Raw genomic sequence first — 14,459 nt, forward strand, 5'->3', positions numbered from 1 at the left:
CCTTGTTCTACTACGTCCTCAAGTACGTCCTGCTGGGCCCCCTGCTCAGGCTGGCCTTCCGGCCCCGGATCGAGGGCCTGGACCACGTGCCGGCGTCGGGCGCGGCCATCGTCGCGGGCAACCACCTCTCCTTCGCCGACCACTTCCTGATGCCCGCCGTGCTCAGGCGCCGCATCACCTTCCTCGCCAAGGCCGAGTACTTCACCGGCCCGGGGATCAAGGGCCGGCTGACCGCGTTCTTCTTCCGCAGCGCCGGGCAGATCCCCGTCGACCGCTCGGGCAAGGAGGCGGGGCAGGCCGCGATCCGCGAGGGGCTGGGCGTGCTCGGCAAGGACGAGCTGCTCGGCATCTATCCCGAGGGCACCCGCTCGCACGACGGCCGGCTGTACAAGGGCAAGGTCGGCGTCGCCGTGATGGCGCTGCGGGCCGGGGTGCCGGTGGTGCCCTGCGCGATGATCGGCACCTTCGAGGCGCAGCCGCCCGGCCGGAAGATCCCCAGGCTGCACCCGGTGGTGATCCGCTTCGGCGAGCCGCTGGACTTCTCCCGCTACGCCGGCATGGAGGGCGAGAAGGCCGTCCTGCGGGCCGTCACCGACGAGATCATGTACGCGATCCTGTCCCTGTCCGGTCAGGAGTACGTCGACCGGTACGCGGCCGACGTGAAGGCCGAGGAAGCGCGGAAGGCGGCGCGGACCCCGAGGTTCCCCCGGCTGCCGGGCCGCTGAAGGGCGCCGCCCGGGTGCGCTGTCTGCCGTCGGCAGAAGGGCATGGCCCGGTGTGCGGGTCCGCGCCTACGGTCGCCTCATGACACGTGCTGTGGTGATCGGGGCGACGGGACAGATCGGGCGGGTGGCCGTGGGGGCGCTGGCCCGCGACGGCTGGGAGGTGACGGCCGTCTCGCGGGGCGGCGAGCGGGACGGGGACTGGCCCGGGGACGTGCGGGTGGCGCGGGCCGACCGGGAGGACGACGCGGCGCTGTCGGCGGCGGTCGGCGACGGCTGCGACGTCCTGGTGGACGTGGTGGCCTTCGGGGAGGGCCACGCGCGGCAACTGGTATCGCTCGCCGGGCGGGTCGGCTCGGCGGTGGTGATCTCCAGCGTGTCGGTCTACGAGGACGGCCAGGGCCGCGGCTTCGACACGCAGGCCGAGCCCGGCGGCTTCCCCGTGTACCCGGTGCCGGTGACCGAGGAACAGCGCACGGTCCGGCCCGGCGACACGTCCTACAGCACCCGCAAGGCAGCGCTGGAGCGGGAGCTGCTCGCGGCGGGCGACCGGCTGCCCGTGACGCTGCTGCGCGCGGGCGCCGTCCACGGTCCGCACTGCCGGACGCCGCGCGAGCTGTACTTCGTCAAGCGCAACCTCGACGGCAGGCGCCGGCGCGTCCTCGCGTACGGCGGAGCGAGCCGCTTCCACCCGGTGAGCGTGCACAACGTCGCCGAGCTGATCCGGCTGGCCGCGCCGCGTCCCGGCACCCGCGTCCTGAACGCGGTCGACCCCGAGGCGCCGACGGTGGCCGAGATCGCGAAGGCGGTCGACGCGGCGATGGGCGTGGAGACGGAGGACGTCCGGGTGGACGGTCCGCCGCCCGTGGACGGGGTGGGCGACACGCCGTGGTCGGTGCCCGCGCCGGTCGTGTGCGACATGGCCGCGGCCGAACGGGAGTTGGGATACCGCCCGGTCGTCCGGTACGCCGAGACGCTGCCGGAGACGGTCGCGTTCATCGAGGAGCGGCTGGCCGGCCGGGACTGGCGGGAGGCGTACCCGAAGATGTTCCGGGCGTACGGCGACCTCTTCGACTACGCGGCGGAGGACACCTGGCTGGCGGCGCGGCGGGCGTGAGGACGGCGAAGGGGGCGGCCGGTCGGACCGGCCGCCCCCTGGCGCGTTCCCGCCGTCGTTACGGCTTGGGCGTGGCGTGCGGGGCGCAGGTCACGTCCTCGGTGTCCACCTTCCCGGTGAGCAGGTAGGTGTCCACCCGGTCGTTGACGCACGGGTTGACCAGGCCGGTGACACCGTGCGAGCCGGCGTCCCGCTCGGTGATCAGGCGCGAGCCCTTGAACCGCTGGTGCAGTTCGACGGCGCCCTCGTACGGCGTGGCCGCGTCCCGCTCGGCCTGGACGATCAGCACCGGCGGGAGTCCCTTGCCGGTCTTCACGTCCAGCGGCGTCCGCTGCTTGACGGGCCAGGTGGAGCAGGGCAGGTTCATCCAGGCGTTGGCCCAGGTCATGAACGGGTGGTCGCGGTGCAGCCGGGTGTTGTCCCGGTCCCAGGTGTTCCAGTCGGTGGGCCACTTGGCGTCGGCGCACTCGACGGCCGTGTAGACGGCGTTGCCGTTCTCCGCGGAGGCGTTGCCCGCGGTGTCCGACAGGTCGGGGGCGGCCGCGTCGACGAGGGCCTGGGTGTCGCCGGCGACGTACGCGCTGAAGACCGACGCGACCGGCGCCCACGCGGAGTCGTAGTACGGGGCGCTCTGGAAGAAGGAGATCAGCTCGGCCGGGCCGACGACCCCGCCGAGGGGTTCCTTCTTGGCGGTGGCGCGCAGTTTCAGCCACTGCTCCTGGACCTCGGCGCGGGTGTCGCCGAGGTGGTAGGCCGCGTCGTTCTTCGCGACCCAGTCCTGCCAGTCCTTCCAGCGCGTCTCGAAGGCGACGTCCTGGTCCAGGTTGGCCTGGTACCAGATCTTGTCGCGGGACGGGTTGACGACGCTGTCGACGACCATCCGCCGCACGTGGTCGGGGAAGAGGGTGCCGTAGACGGCTCCGAGGTAGGTGCCGTAGGAGACGCCGAGGAAGTTGAGCTTCTTCTCGCCGAGCGCGGCGCGGACGACGTCGAGGTCGCGCGCGGTGTTCGGCGTGGTCATGTGCGGGAGCATCTCGCCGCTGCGCTCCAGGCAGCCCTCGGCGTACTCGCGGGCCAGCTTGCGCTGGGCGAGCTTGTCGTCCTCGGAGTCGGGTACCGGGTCCATCTTGGGCGCCTTGACGAACTCCTGCGGGTCGACGCAGGAGATGGGCGCGGACTTGCCGACGCCGCGCGGGTCGAAGCCGACGAAGTCGTACGCCTTGGCGGTCTTGGCCCACACCGGGTTCTTGCTCGTCACCCGGGCCGGGAAGCGCAGTCCGGAGCCGCCGGGGCCGCCGGGGTTGTAGACGAGGGCGCCCTGGCGTTCGGCCTCCGTCCCGGTGTTGCCTATGCGGTCGACGGCTATCCTGATCTGCTTGCCGAACGGCTTGGCGTAGTCGAGCGGCACCGTCACGTAGCCGCACTGGATCGGCTTGGGCAGGTTCCAGTCGGCGGCGCAGTCCTGCCAGTCGATGCCGGCCCGTGCGGCGCGCGCCGCGGCGACGGCGGCGCCGCGCGCCTCGCGGTCCCAGCCCTTCGCGTGTCCCTGGCCGGTGGACGCGGCGGCACTCGCGGTGGGCGCCGCGACGGCGCCGGCCACCAGTGTGGCGGTGACGAGCGCTCCGGCCGAACCGAGCGCCGCCGTTCTGCGCGCCAGTCTGCTCTTCCTCAAGTGGCCCTCCCCGTTCATGATTGCGACACGTACGGGGATCCTCGCGGCTGTGCGTTCCCTGAGAACAGAGCCGGTACTACTTCTTTGCCAATCCGATAAACGGAGAAGGGCGTTCGGTCGACGGAACCTCAGTCCAGCGAGGCCAGCGCGTCGTCCAGCAGCCGCCTGAGCCGCAGCGCGTCCGGCGCCACCGCCGTCACCAGCGCGGCGGGACCCGCGAGCGGCAGCACGGCGGCCTCCCCCTCGGCGAGGACGCGGGCCGCCGGTGGAGCGGTCGCGAACTCGGGGCGTACGACGACGAGCTGGCCGACGGCACGGTGTCCCGCCAGGCCCGCGGGGCCGTCCCAGCCGCCCGGGGCGCCGGGCCCGCAGGCCAGTTCCTGGTCGAGCACGCACCGGCCCGCGATCCGCACGGTGAGACGGCTGGTGAGCCGCCCCGGTTCCTCGGCGGCGCGTCCGAGGACCTGTTCCTCGCGCAGCAGGAGCCGTCCGGTGGCGGCGAGGTCGACGCGGGTGGTGACGTGCAGGTCGCTGCCGTGCGCGGAGATCAACTGCTCCGGCAGCCAGTGCAGTTCGGCGTCGTCGCCGACGGTGAGCCGGACGTCGTAGCGGGATCCGGCCTTGTCCTGCCCCGGCAGGGTGAGGGTGGCGGCGGCCGAGCCGACCCGCAGCCGGGCACCCGGGGCGGCCTCGGCGGTCACCGTGAAGTGGTCGCCGCCCAGCGGTCCGCTCATGGCGCCGACCAGCATGACCCGGGCCTCGCCGGCGCTCCCCCGGGTGCGCCGCACGGCGAGCGGTCCCTCGCCCTCCAGCACGGGCAGCGCGGTGCCGCCCCGGCCGTCCCCGCGGGCGGTGACGCGCGCCCTCGCCCGCACGCCGCCCGGCGCGGTCACGCCGTCCACGCGGCGATCCGGGCCCGCACCCAGTCGGCGACGTCCCGCACGCCGTCCTCGCCGCGCAGCGACTGGAGCACCACGGGCAGTTCACCGCGCTGCGCCTTCGCGTCGGCGGCCATCCGCGCGAGGTCGGAGCCGACGTACGGGGCGAGGTCGGTCTTGTTGACGATCAGCAGGTCGGCGGTGGTGACGCCGGGGCCGCCCTTGCGCGGGATGTCGTCGCCGCCGGCCACGTCGATCACGAAGATCTGGGCGTCGACGAGTCCCTTGGAGAAGGTGGCGGTGAGGTTGTCCCCGCCGGACTCCACCAGGACCAGGTCGAGGGGCCCGACCTCGTCCTCCAGGTCCTCGACGGCCTCCAGGTTGGCGGAGATGTCGTCCCGGATCGCGGTGTGCGGACAGGCCCCCGTCTCCACGGCGCTGATCCGCTCCGGCGGCAGCACCGCCTCACGGAGCAGGAACTCGGCGTCCTCGCGGGTGTAGATGTCGTTGGTGACCACGGCGAGGGACAACTCGTCCCGCAGCGCCCGGCAGAGCGCGGCGACGGTGGCGGTCTTGCCCGAGCCGACGGGCCCGCCGAGCCCGACACGCAGGGCACGGCGGGTGCCGTCCGGCCGCCGGGCGTCGGCGGAGACGGCGGGGAGGGTGGGGTGATGGTCGAGATGCACGGCGGCGGCTCCTATGAAACTCAGGTCGGCATTTCAGCCCGTCCGGCGTTTGAGGACAAGGCCGTCCAGGCCGAACGGGGGTCCAGGGGGCGGAGCCCCCTGGCGAGGGTCGGCGGGGCGCGGAACCCTACGAGGCGAACAACCGCACAGCCCAAGCGGCATGCGCCTGCGCCCCGATCTCCAGCAACGGCGCGGACCGCGCGGGCAGCACGTCGACCCCGTCGGTCACGGCCGCCCTCCCCGCGTCCACGGCGTCCCGCGCCACCCGGTCCAGGTCGGGCGCGAGGCGCGCCAGGACGCCGGTCGCGTCGAACGGATCGAGGGAGAGCAGCCGTACGACGGCCGTCGCCGGTCCGCTCACCCCTTCGTAGGCGGAGCAGTACGCCGCGTCGAGGGGCTCCAGCCCGGCCGCGCGGGCGGTCAGGCCGAGCACGACGGGCTGGTGGGCGCCCTTGGGGAACCGCCGGGCCAGCGCGTCCAGCTCGGGGTGCGGCCAGGTCGCCCGGGCGGCCCGCATCAGTTGCCGCCCGAGTCTGCGGGCGGCCACCCGCAGGGCCGGTGCCGGCGTACGGGCGTCGGCGGCCAGGTCCAGCTCGCCGGGGTCGACGCCGAGGGCCGCGGCTGCCGCGAGGGACGCCGCGACGGCTCCGCTCGTGTGCAGCCGCCCCCGGCAGAACGCCTCCAGGCTCGCGGCGTCGGTGATGTGTCCCGCCCGGACGGCGGCCTCCGCCCCGCCGGAGTGGGCGTGCCCTCCGGCGGGGAAGCGGCCGTCCGCGAGGACGAGCAGTGCTGCGCGGCTCATGTCGGCGCTCAGAACAGGAAGTACCGCTGGGCGAGCGGCAGTTCGGTGACGGGGGCGGGTTCGACGAGTTCACCGTCGATGGTCACGGCGAACGAGTCCGCGGCGACCTCGACGCGCGGCAGGGCGTCGTTCTGCCGCATGTCCGCCTTGGTACGGCCCCGGGTCGAGCGGATGGGCACGAACTCCCGGCCGAGACCGAGGCGTTCCGGCAGCCCGTCCTCGATGGCCGCCTCCGCCACGAAGGCCACCGAGTTGGCGGCCGGCGCCGCGCCGAGAGCGCCGAACATCGGGCGCGGCAGGACGGGTTGCGGGGTGGGGATGGAGGCGTTGGCGTCGCCCATCTGCGCGTACGCGATCTGGCCGCCCTTGAGGACGAGCTGCGGCTTCACTCCGAAGAAGCGGGGCTCCCAGAGCACCAGGTCGGCGAGCTTGCCGGGCTCCACGGAGCCGACCTCGTGCTCGATGCCCTGGGCGACGGCGGCGTTGATGGTGTATTTGGCGACATAGCGACGGGCGCGCAGGTTGTCGGCGCGGGTGTCGCCCGGCAGGAAGCCACGGCGCCGCTTCATCACGTGGGCGGTCTGCCAGGTCCGCAGGATCACCTCGCCGATCCGGCCCATGGCCTGGGCGTCCGACGCCATGATGGAGATCGCCCCCATGTCGTGCAGGACGTCCTCGGCCGCGATGGTGCTGGGCCGGATACGGGACTCGGCGAAGGCCAGGTCCTCGGGGACGGCGGGGTTGAGGTGGTGGCAGACCATCAGCATGTCGAGGTGCTCCTCGACGGTGTTGACGGTGTGCGGCCGGGTCGGGTTGGTGGACGCCGGCAGCACGTTGGGCAGGGAGACGGCCGTGATCATGTCGGGTGCGTGGCCGCCGCCGGCGCCCTCGACGTGGAAGGCGTGCAGGGTGCGGCCGGCGACCGCGTCGAAGGTGTCGCCGACGAATCCGGCCTCGTTCAGGGTGTCGGTGTGGACGGCGAGCTGGACGCCGGACTCCTCGCACACGTCGAGGCAGGCGGAGATGACGGCGGGGGTGGCACCCCAGTCCTCGTGGATCTTGAAGCCGAGGATGCCGGCGCGCAGCTGGTCGCGCATGGACTCCTTGGACATGGTGCTGCCCTTGCCCAGGAAGCCGATGTTGACGGGGCTGGACTCCAGGGCGGCGAACATCCGCGCGAGGTGCCAGGAACCGGGGGTGACGGTGGTCGCCTTGCTGCCCTCGGCGGGTCCGGTGCCGCCGCCGATGAGCGTGGTGACGCCGGAGGCCAGCGCCTCGTCCACGGCACCCGGCGCGATGAAGTGGACGTGGGTGTCGATGCCGCCGGCGGTGAGGATCCTGCCGTTGCCCGCGATGACCTCCGTCTCGGGGCCGACGACGAGATCGGGGTGGACGCCGTCCATGGTGTCCGGGTTCCCGGACTTGCCGATGCCGGTGATCCGGCCGTCGCGGATGCCGACGTCGGCCTTGACGATGCCCCAGTGGTCGATGATCACGGCGCCGGTGACCACGGTGTCGGGGGCGCCGTCGGCGCGGCTCGCGCGGGACTGGCCCATGGACTCGCGCAGCACCTTGCCACCGCCGAAGACGGCCTCGTCGCCGGAGCGGCCGGGTCCGCCCGAGCGGTCCTCCTCGATCTCGACGAACAGGTCGGTGTCGGCGAGGCGGACGCGGTCGCCGGTGGTCGGGCCGAACAGGTCGGCGTAGGCGGCACGGGACAGTTCAGGCATCGAGGGCACCTCCGGTCTCGCCGCGCAGACCCGTGACGACGCGGGCGCCCCCGAGGGGGACCAGCTCCACGTCGACCGGGATGCCGGGCTCGAACCGCACGGCCGTGCCGGCGGCGATGTTCAGCCGCCTGCCGCGGGCCGCGGCCCGGTCGAAGCCGAGACCGGGGTTGGCCTCGGCGAAGTGGTAGTGGGAGCCGACCTGGACGGGCCGGTCGGCGGTGTTGAGCACGGTCAGGCGGACGGGCGCGCGGCCCTCGTTGAAGGCGACCGGCTCGTCGGCGAAGAGGATCTCTCCGGGAATCATGGCTGCCGCCCCGTCAGATGATCGGATCGTGGACGGTGACCAGCTTGGTGCCGTCGGGGAAGGTCGCCTCGACCTGCACGTCGTGGATCATCTCGGGGACGCCCTCCATGACCTCGTCGCGCTGGATCAGCTTGCGGCCGGAGGCCATGAGTTCGCCGACCGTGCGGCCGTCCCGGGCACCTTCGAGGATGTGCGCGGCGATCAGCGCGACGACCTCGGGATGATTGAGCCTCACTCCTCGCGCGCGGCGCTTCTCGGCCACGTCCGCGGCCACATGGATGAGCAGTCTCTCCTGCTCGTGGGGGGTCAGTTGCACGTGCCACCTCACAGCGCATGACGCCGGGACCGCAAGGTCCGGCTGCCGCGGCCACCGCGACGGCTATAGATGTAACACACATGAATGCGCGGGAACGCGCATGCCGGTGTTAAAAAAACCGCAGGTGGATCGGGGTGGAGAGTAGGGCCGCGGTGTTTCCGCCACGTCACCTTTTTTTGACCGACTGATTACCGGCGTCGTCGGCGGCCTCCCGCATGCTCAGCAGTCCCCGCAGGCCCGCCCGGAGCACCTCGGGGGAGACCTCGCCGAAGAGCGCGTACTGGGCGCCGAAGCCCTGCACCGTCGCCATCATGGTCCGGGCCACGGCGTCCGGGTCGACGTCGTCGCGCATCATCCCGGCCTCCTGGTAGCGGACGACGACCTTCGCCCAGGACGCCCTGACCTTGGCGAAACCCTCGTCCAGCACGGCGGAGAGCGCGTCGTTGCGGAGCGTCTCGGCCCAGGCCTGGACCATGAGCCGCGGGAACAGCCACTGGCCGCCCTCGGTCACCGCCGGCCGCTCGCGCGCCATGTGCTCCAGGGCGCGGACGACGAGGTCGTCGGGCATGGGCGGCGGGCTCTCCAGCGCGGCGCGTTCGTACACGTCGCGCACGGCGCCCAGCACCTCGGTGACGATGGCCTCGATCAGCTCCTCCTTGCCGCTGAAGTAGCGGTACACCGCGCCCGCCGAGAGGTCGACCTCCTTCAGCACGTCCTGCATGGAGGTGGCGTGGAAGCCGTTGCGGGCGAAACAGAGCGCGGCGCCGTCGAGGATCTGGCGGCGGCGTGCGTCGAGGTGCTCCTGGGATACGCGGGCCATGGCCCCAACCTAAAACGAACGTTCCTTCTTGACAAGCGCGCCGAGACGGCCGCACGGTGGTGGCGAAGTAAAAACGAACGATCCTTCTTTTTGAGGAGCCCGTCATGGACAGCCGCCGAGTGATCGCCGTGATCGTCCTGGTTCCCGTCCTGGTCTCGCTGGCCCTGTGGGCCTTCGCGTGGCCGGCCGCGCGGACCGCGCCCCACGACCTGCTGCTCGGCGTGGCGGGCCCGCCCGCCTCGGTCGCGCGGGTGGAGCAGCGGCTCGCCGAGCGCGAGGGCGCCTTCGAGATCCACCGGTACGCCGACGAGGCCGCGGCCCGGGAGGCCGTCGAGGACCGGGCGGTGTACGGCGCGGTGGTCGCCGGCGACCGGGGCCCGAAGCTGCTCACGGCGTCCGCGGCCTCGCCCGTCGTCGCCCAGGCGCTCCAGCAGGCGGTGACCGGTCAGGCACCGGCCTCGGGCGCCCCGGTCCAGGTCGTCGACGTGGTGCCCGCGCCGGCGGCGGACCCGCGCGGCGCGGCCCTGAGCGCGAGCGTGCTGCCCCTGGCGCTGGCCGGGATCGCGACGGGCGCGGTGACGACCCTGCTGGGGCTGCGCGGCGTCCGCGCGGTCGTCGCACTGACCGGCGCCGCCGCGCTGACCGGCCTGGTCGCCGCGGCGATCGCGCACAGCTGGCTCGGAGCGGTCGGCGGTGACTGGTGGGCCGTGGCCGGAGTGCTCGGGCTGTCGGCCCTGGCCGTGGGCGCGGGCGTCGCCGGACTGGCGGCGCTCCTCGGGCGCCCGGGGCTCGGGCTGGGCGCGGCCGTGATGATGCTGCTGGGCAACCCGTTCTCCGGTGCCTCCTCGGCGCCGGAGATGCTGCCCCAGCCGGCCGGCGCGATCGGCCAGTGGCTGCCGCCGGGCGCGGGCGCCTCGCTGCTGCGCTCGGTGTCCTTCTTCGACGGCGCCGCGGCCGCCGGCCCCGCCCTGACCCTCACCTCGTGGGCCGTGCTGGGTACGGCCGCGGTCCTGCTCGGCGGAAGGCTGCGCCGGCGCGCCCGGGCCGGCGCACCGGCACCCGAGCCCGCCTCGGCGCCGGCGCCGGTCGCCTCCTGACCTTCGTACGCCCCCGGCCGGGCCGTGACCCTCGGGCGTGCGCAAGGGCCGCTACGACGGGTTCGGCCCCCGGTGCTCCGCCGCCACCCCGATGCGCTGGGGGCGCTCTCGGGGGGCGGATGCGGGCGCGTCGGGGACGGTCGCCACCGAGGTGATCATCCGCTCCCCCGGCGATTCCGGGGTGTCCTCCAGGCGCTCGAGGTCGGCGGCGGAGACGAGGGCGACGAGAGGCTTGCCGTGCCGGGTCACGACGACGCGTTCGCCGCCGTACACCACCCGGTTGATCAGGTCGGCGAGTTCAGCCCTGGCTTGCGTCACCGGAATCTCGTAGGCCATGACCCCAGCTTACGGTTCACGCCCCGGGCACCGGCTGCGCCGCCGGGGGGCGGGGAGGACGATGGGGACGGGGGCGAGCGGAGGCCATCGGCCCACGGAGGTGCCCCATGACCGGCGAACCGTCGTTCTTCGAGCTCGGTGTGGCCGATCCCGAACGCGGGCGGGTCTTCTACGGCTCCCTGTTCGGCTGGTCCCTCGAACCCGGCCCCGCGGGGCGCGGGTTCTCCATCGGCACGGGTGGCGTGCCGGGGGGCCTGCACGGGGGTGACGCGGGCGCCTCGCCGTACCTCTTCTTCCGGGTCGGCGACCTGGACGCCGCGGTGGCCCGCGTGCGGGAGCTGGGCGGCTCGGTCGAGGACCTGGGCGAGGAGGGCGAGGAGGACGCGGAGTCCGTGGCCCGGTTCGGCCGGTTCGCCCTGTGCCGGGACGACCAGGGTTCCGTCTTCGGCCTGCACCAGCCGCCACGCGGGCGTGACGGCCGCCTCCTCTGATCAGCAGCGACCGCCCCCGTCGCCGGCGAACGCACGCACGGATCGGCGCTCCCCCTCCCCTGGCAGCGTACGTCCTGTACTTTTTTGACCAGAGTGCGGCCCATGACGGTTCTGCCACGAGGAGGGGTCCGCCATGACCCGACCGTCCACCCGTCACGCCCCGCCGGCGCGACAGGCCCTGGAACACGGCCTGGTGGACCGGCTCGCGCCCGGCCGCGGGGGCCCGTTCCCGACCCCCGGCGCCAGGTGATCCGCCGATGCTGCCACCCGAACCGCCGCCGCTGCCGGCGCTGACCCGCGCCGAGGCCGAGCTGATCGACCGCTACCTGGACGCCGTCGACCTGCTCGGGCGCATCAACCCCGCGGTGCACGGAGACACCTACCGCAGACTGCGGGCCGCCCAGGCCCTGGTCGCCAAGGCCGTCGCGCTGCGCGACGCGCTGGAGGTGATGCACCGCCGGGGCGAGACGGAAGTGCACGCCACCACCCTCGCCCGGGCCCTGCGGGTGCTGGACGGCGAGCGGCGGACGGCGCGCGTCGGACTCCCACCGCCCTCCGACGATGCCTGAACCGGCCTGAACCGGCGGGAGCGAGCCGGAACGAGCCGCAGCCGGCCGGAACTCGCCGGCCCTGAAACGGACCAAACGGCGTACCGCCTTTCGGCGTAGGGAAACGTCCGGTTTCCGGCCCGTCGAGGTTGCGCGGCACGCGCGCCCGGGCGTCGCCGCGGCCATCGAGACGCTGGTCCGCGGGTCGTCGGCGTACGCGACAGGGACTCGAACGCAGGGGCGTCCACCCGAACGGGTGAGTGGTGAGTAACAACACAAAGGCCACGTTCCGTTGGGATTTTCCCATCGGACGGGACAAGATCCGTGACTGACGACAAGCCCCCGCCGCAGCGGCGGGGCGGTCCGGGCGGACGCCGAATCCTGCCGCCGCGCGGACGACCGGTCGACAGGAGTGGATCGGCAGGAGTGGAGGACCCGAGCACGACGGGTCGCCGGACCGGCCGCCTCGACGAGAGGCACCGGGCCGAGCAGCCCTTGGGGTGAAGCCGCACACGTGCGGCCGGGCAACTTCGCCAGCCCGAATCCGACAGGTCATCCTTCACAGGCGGCTGACGAAGGGTTGCGCATGTCCGCGCTCAATCGTGTCCCGTCCCTGCTGGCCCGTGCCGGTACCGCCTCGGCCCTCACCCTCGCCGCCGTGGGCGGTTCCGTAGTGGTCCCCGGCGCCGCCTCCGAGGCGGCGGCGGCGAGCCACGCGACGAAGGCCCTCAAGATCGCGGCCTCCAAGAAGGGTGCGCCCTACGCGTGGGGCGCCACCGGACCACGCAGGTTCGACTGCTCCGGGCTGACGCTCTACTCGTTCAAGAAGGCCGGCAAGAAGCTGCCACGCACCGCGGCCCAGCAGTACAACAAGACCCGTCACATCTCCGCCGGTAACCGCAAGGTCGGGGACCTGGTGTTCTTCCACTCGGGCCGCAGCATCTACCACGTCGGCATCTACGCGGGGAAGGGCAAGATCTGGCACGCCCCCAAGACCGGGGACGTGGTGCGCCTGCAGAAGATCTGGACCGGCAGCGTCTGGTACGGCCGGGTCAAGTAGCCCGCCCGAGGGGGTGGCGGCGCCCTGACCCGTCGTCACCCCCTCGGGTGCACGGAACGCCCGCGGCGGGCTCGGGCGGCACCGGACGGCCCGGTGCCGCCCAGGGCAGTTCGATGGAGACGGTCTTGCCGCCCTCGCGCGTGGGACGCACCCTCAGCTTGCCGCCGCACTCCGCCGTCAGCCAGCGGATGATCACCATGCCCCGGCCGTTGTCCTGCTGGACGGCGGCCGGCAGGCGTTTGGGGAACCGCGGGTGGCTGTCGGTGACGCCGATGCGCAGCCGCTCGTCCCGGTCCAGCACGAGATCCACGGTGAAGGTGGGCGACTGCCCGAAGGTGTGCTGGACCGCGTTGGTCGTCAGCTCGGAGACGATGAGCCGGACCGTGTCGGACACGTCGGTGTCCGCCGGCAGACCCCACTCCGCCAGTGTGCCGACCACATACGTACGCGCGGCGGCCACCGAGGCGGGATCGCTCGGCAGAGTGACGGATGCTTCCAGATGGTCTGCCATGGCGAGGCCGTCCCTTTCCCACGGGACCGCAGGCCGACACGGAGCGGATCGTTCGAGTACGGTCCCGGACTGGTGCTTCGCCCGCCAGACTGCCATCACCAGGCCGGCCAAGGACGGCGATCCACCAAGATATGCATATATCTGTCGCTCGAAGCGGTGAACTCTGCGACGGCAGAGCGGATTTGGGCGACTCATAAGGAGTAAGGGAGTGGCCCATGCAGCACGGTCCCGTGGTGCGCCGCCGGAAGCTGGGCGCGGAACTGCGCGCCCTGCGCACCTCGGCGGGGATCACCAGCGGCGAGGCGGCCCGGCTGGTGGGCTGGCACCAGTCGAAGGTCAGCCGCATCGAGACCGGGACGAGCGGGGCCAGACCGGCCGACGTGCGGTTACTGCTGGACGCCTACGGCGTCGCCGACGCCCAGCTGCGGGAGCTGCTGGAGATGCTGGCCGGCTCGGACGACCCGGGCGGCCGCAACCACTGGTGGCACGCCTACCGCGGGGTACTGCCGCCGGCCTACCGCGACTTCATCAGCCTGGAGTCCCAGGCCAGCGCGATGCGCACGCTGGAGACCACCGTCGTCCCCGGCCTGCTCCAGACACCGGAGTACGCCCGCGCGGTAACGCGCGCCGCGGCGGACGGGATGCCCCAGGAGCGCCTGGAGACGCTCGTGGAGGTCCGGCTGACCCGGCAGGACGTGCTGCGGGCACAGCCGCCGCTGCGGCTGAGCGCGGTCCTGGACGAGGCGGTGCTGCGCCGGGAGGTGGGCGGCCCCGGGGTGATGACGCGTCAGCTGGAGCGGCTGGTCGAGGCGGCGCGGCTGCCCCATGTCCGGCTCCAGGTGCTGCCGTTCGCCGCCGGGGCGCACATCGGTGTCACCGGCCCTTTCGTAATCTTCTCCTTTTCGAGCACTTCTGATCTCGACGTGGTTGTTCTCGACCACTTGACGAGTAGCCTGCACCTCGAACGGAAAGAAGACCTAGAGGCCTATACCGAGGCCTTCAACGCCCTTCTGATCCATGCCCTTTCGCCCGAGGACTCGTTGGACTTCATCGCCGCGACCGCGGCAGGCGCGTAAGGAGGCACCATGTCAGGCTCCATGTCCGAACTTCCCCGGACCATCCCTGTCAGCACTGATCTGCCCGGTGTGCGGTGGCTGCGCAGCAGCTACAGCACCGGGGCGAACAACTGCGTGGAGACGGCCCGGCCGTCGGCCGGCCCCGGTGCCGGACTGCTCGCCGTGCGCGACTCCAAGCACCCGGCCGGACCCGCGCTGCTGTTCTCCCCCGACAGCTGGGCGTCGTTCACCGCCGCGATCCACCGGCACTGACCCCGGCCGGGCACCGGGCGGCGCACGGCCGTGTCACGCCG

The 14,459-nt window shown here is 73.1% G+C and carries 18 protein-coding genes and 1 riboswitch; of the genes, 8 read left to right on the top strand and 10 right to left on the bottom strand.

Going from position 1 to position 14,459, the window contains the following annotated elements:
- Positions 1-2: 2 nt before the first annotated feature.
- Both ACFIF2_RS10890 and ACFIF2_RS10895 read left to right on the top strand, forming a co-directional pair.
- A complete protein-coding gene (locus ACFIF2_RS10890; RefSeq protein WP_395572348.1) occupies positions 3-725 on the top strand; it encodes a lysophospholipid acyltransferase family protein in 723 nt (240 codons plus the stop codon).
- Between the two features lie 79 nt (positions 726-804).
- Positions 805-1,839: an NAD-dependent epimerase/dehydratase family protein gene (locus ACFIF2_RS10895; RefSeq protein ID WP_395572349.1), complete on the top strand. Its 1,035-nt coding sequence runs from the start codon at positions 805-807 to the stop codon at positions 1,837-1,839.
- A gap of 58 nt (positions 1,840-1,897) precedes the next feature.
- Here the strand turns inward: ACFIF2_RS10895 and ACFIF2_RS10900 are convergent, their stop codons facing one another.
- The 8 genes from ACFIF2_RS10900 to ACFIF2_RS10935 form a co-directional block, all read right to left on the bottom strand.
- Positions 1,898-3,511 (bottom strand): alpha/beta hydrolase, encoded by a 1,614-nt coding sequence (locus ACFIF2_RS10900; RefSeq protein ID WP_395572350.1) that lies wholly within the window; start codon positions 3,509-3,511, stop codon positions 1,898-1,900.
- 128 nt (positions 3,512-3,639) lie between these two features.
- The gene (locus ACFIF2_RS10905) at positions 3,640-4,413 is read right to left on the bottom strand and encodes an urease accessory protein UreD (RefSeq protein ID WP_395572351.1); all 774 of its coding nucleotides are present in this window, start codon (positions 4,411-4,413) and stop codon (positions 3,640-3,642) included.
- Entirely contained in the window at positions 4,401-5,075 is a 675-nt protein-coding gene (gene ureG, locus ACFIF2_RS10910) for an urease accessory protein UreG (RefSeq protein WP_395572352.1), read from the bottom strand. The genes ACFIF2_RS10905 and ureG overlap by 13 nt, the downstream gene beginning before the upstream one ends.
- A gap of 127 nt (positions 5,076-5,202) precedes the next feature.
- Positions 5,203-5,877 carry an urease accessory protein UreF gene (locus ACFIF2_RS10915; RefSeq protein ID WP_395572353.1) on the bottom strand — a complete coding sequence of 225 codons (675 nt, stop codon included), beginning with the start codon at positions 5,875-5,877 and terminating at the stop codon, positions 5,203-5,205.
- An 8-nt stretch (positions 5,878-5,885) separates the two neighbouring features.
- Positions 5,886-7,607 carry an urease subunit alpha gene (locus ACFIF2_RS10920; RefSeq protein ID WP_395572354.1) on the bottom strand — a complete coding sequence of 574 codons (1,722 nt, stop codon included), beginning with the start codon at positions 7,605-7,607 and terminating at the stop codon, positions 5,886-5,888.
- Positions 7,600-7,911, bottom strand: coding sequence for an urease subunit beta (locus ACFIF2_RS10925; RefSeq protein WP_395572355.1), 312 nt, complete (start codon positions 7,909-7,911; stop codon positions 7,600-7,602). Before ACFIF2_RS10925 ends, ACFIF2_RS10920 begins: the two co-directional genes overlap by 8 nt.
- Positions 7,912-7,924: 13 nt before the next feature.
- Complete coding sequence (locus ACFIF2_RS10930) at positions 7,925-8,227, bottom strand: urease subunit gamma (protein WP_395572356.1); 303 nt, start codon at positions 8,225-8,227, stop codon at positions 7,925-7,927.
- Positions 8,228-8,393: 166 nt separating this feature from the next.
- Positions 8,394-9,047 carry a TetR/AcrR family transcriptional regulator gene (locus tag ACFIF2_RS10935; protein WP_395572357.1) on the bottom strand — a complete coding sequence of 218 codons (654 nt, stop codon included), beginning with the start codon at positions 9,045-9,047 and terminating at the stop codon, positions 8,394-8,396.
- 104 nt (positions 9,048-9,151) lie between these two features.
- Between ACFIF2_RS10935 and ACFIF2_RS10940 the strand changes: the two genes are divergently transcribed.
- A complete protein-coding gene (locus tag ACFIF2_RS10940; RefSeq protein WP_395572358.1) occupies positions 9,152-10,144 on the top strand; it encodes an ABC transporter permease in 993 nt (330 codons plus the stop codon).
- A 51-nt stretch (positions 10,145-10,195) separates the two neighbouring features.
- On the opposite strand, the gene ACFIF2_RS10945 is transcribed toward ACFIF2_RS10940, so the two are convergent.
- Entirely contained in the window at positions 10,196-10,480 is a 285-nt protein-coding gene (locus ACFIF2_RS10945; protein ID WP_395572359.1) for a type II toxin-antitoxin system Phd/YefM family antitoxin, read from the bottom strand.
- A gap of 107 nt (positions 10,481-10,587) precedes the next feature.
- Between ACFIF2_RS10945 and ACFIF2_RS10950 the strand changes: the two genes are divergently transcribed.
- From ACFIF2_RS10950 to ACFIF2_RS10960, 3 genes are all read left to right on the top strand, one after another.
- Positions 10,588-10,971, top strand: a complete 384-nt coding sequence (locus ACFIF2_RS10950; RefSeq protein WP_395572360.1) for a VOC family protein — start codon at positions 10,588-10,590, stop codon at positions 10,969-10,971.
- A gap of 257 nt (positions 10,972-11,228) precedes the next feature.
- Positions 11,229-11,540, top strand: a complete 312-nt coding sequence (locus ACFIF2_RS10955) for a hypothetical protein (protein ID WP_395572361.1) — start codon at positions 11,229-11,231, stop codon at positions 11,538-11,540.
- A 341-nt stretch (positions 11,541-11,881) separates the two neighbouring features.
- Positions 11,882-12,102, top strand: a riboswitch (cyclic di-AMP (ydaO/yuaA leader).
- Between the two features lie 3 nt (positions 12,103-12,105).
- A complete protein-coding gene (locus ACFIF2_RS10960) occupies positions 12,106-12,579 on the top strand; it encodes a C40 family peptidase (RefSeq protein ID WP_395572362.1) in 474 nt (157 codons plus the stop codon).
- Here the strand turns inward: ACFIF2_RS10960 and ACFIF2_RS10965 are convergent.
- Positions 12,572-13,090 (bottom strand): ATP-binding protein, encoded by a 519-nt coding sequence (locus ACFIF2_RS10965; RefSeq protein WP_395572363.1) that lies wholly within the window; start codon positions 13,088-13,090, stop codon positions 12,572-12,574. The genes ACFIF2_RS10960 and ACFIF2_RS10965 overlap by 8 nt on opposite strands.
- A gap of 215 nt (positions 13,091-13,305) precedes the next feature.
- Here ACFIF2_RS10965 and ACFIF2_RS10970 point away from each other — a divergent pair, with 215 nt between their 5' ends.
- On the top strand, positions 13,306-14,166 hold the full coding sequence (locus tag ACFIF2_RS10970; RefSeq protein WP_395572364.1) for a helix-turn-helix domain-containing protein: 861 nt from the start codon (positions 13,306-13,308) through the stop codon (positions 14,164-14,166).
- A 21-nt stretch (positions 14,167-14,187) separates the two neighbouring features.
- Positions 14,188-14,418, top strand: a complete 231-nt coding sequence (locus ACFIF2_RS10975; protein WP_395572365.1) for a DUF397 domain-containing protein — start codon at positions 14,188-14,190, stop codon at positions 14,416-14,418.
- The last annotated feature ends 41 nt before the right edge of the window (positions 14,419-14,459 follow it).

The organism is Streptomyces sp. BK79 (assembly GCF_044142145.1).
Lineage (GTDB): Bacteria > Actinomycetota > Actinomycetes > Streptomycetales > Streptomycetaceae > Streptomyces.

What these genes read in the sequence shown, in the direction of transcription:
- ACFIF2_RS10955 (WP_395572361.1), top strand. Translation starts at nt 11,229, where the DNA reads ATGCTGCCACCCGAACCGCCGCCGCTGCCGGCGCTGACCCGCGCCGAG.
- ACFIF2_RS10975 (WP_395572365.1), top strand. Translation starts at nt 14,188, where the DNA reads ATGTCCGAACTTCCCCGGACCATCCCTGTCAGCACTGATCTGCCCGGT.
- ACFIF2_RS10915 (WP_395572353.1), bottom strand. Translation starts at nt 5,877, where the DNA reads ATGAGCCGCGCAGCACTGCTCGTCCTCGCGGACGGCCGCTTCCCCGCC.
- ACFIF2_RS10940 (WP_395572358.1), top strand. Translation starts at nt 9,152, where the DNA reads ATGGACAGCCGCCGAGTGATCGCCGTGATCGTCCTGGTTCCCGTCCTG.
- ACFIF2_RS10970 (WP_395572364.1), top strand. Translation starts at nt 13,306, where the DNA reads ATGCAGCACGGTCCCGTGGTGCGCCGCCGGAAGCTGGGCGCGGAACTG.
- ACFIF2_RS10925 (WP_395572355.1), bottom strand. Translation starts at nt 7,911, where the DNA reads ATGATTCCCGGAGAGATCCTCTTCGCCGACGAGCCGGTCGCCTTCAAC.
- ACFIF2_RS10950 (WP_395572360.1), top strand. Translation starts at nt 10,588, where the DNA reads ATGACCGGCGAACCGTCGTTCTTCGAGCTCGGTGTGGCCGATCCCGAA.
- ACFIF2_RS10935 (WP_395572357.1), bottom strand. Translation starts at nt 9,047, where the DNA reads ATGGCCCGCGTATCCCAGGAGCACCTCGACGCACGCCGCCGCCAGATC.
- ACFIF2_RS10960 (WP_395572362.1), top strand. Translation starts at nt 12,106, where the DNA reads ATGTCCGCGCTCAATCGTGTCCCGTCCCTGCTGGCCCGTGCCGGTACC.
- ACFIF2_RS10895 (WP_395572349.1), top strand. Translation starts at nt 805, where the DNA reads ATGACACGTGCTGTGGTGATCGGGGCGACGGGACAGATCGGGCGGGTG.
- ACFIF2_RS10920 (WP_395572354.1), bottom strand. Translation starts at nt 7,607, where the DNA reads ATGCCTGAACTGTCCCGTGCCGCCTACGCCGACCTGTTCGGCCCGACC.
- ACFIF2_RS10965 (WP_395572363.1), bottom strand. Translation starts at nt 13,090, where the DNA reads ATGGCAGACCATCTGGAAGCATCCGTCACTCTGCCGAGCGATCCCGCC.
- ACFIF2_RS10945 (WP_395572359.1), bottom strand. Translation starts at nt 10,480, where the DNA reads ATGGCCTACGAGATTCCGGTGACGCAAGCCAGGGCTGAACTCGCCGAC.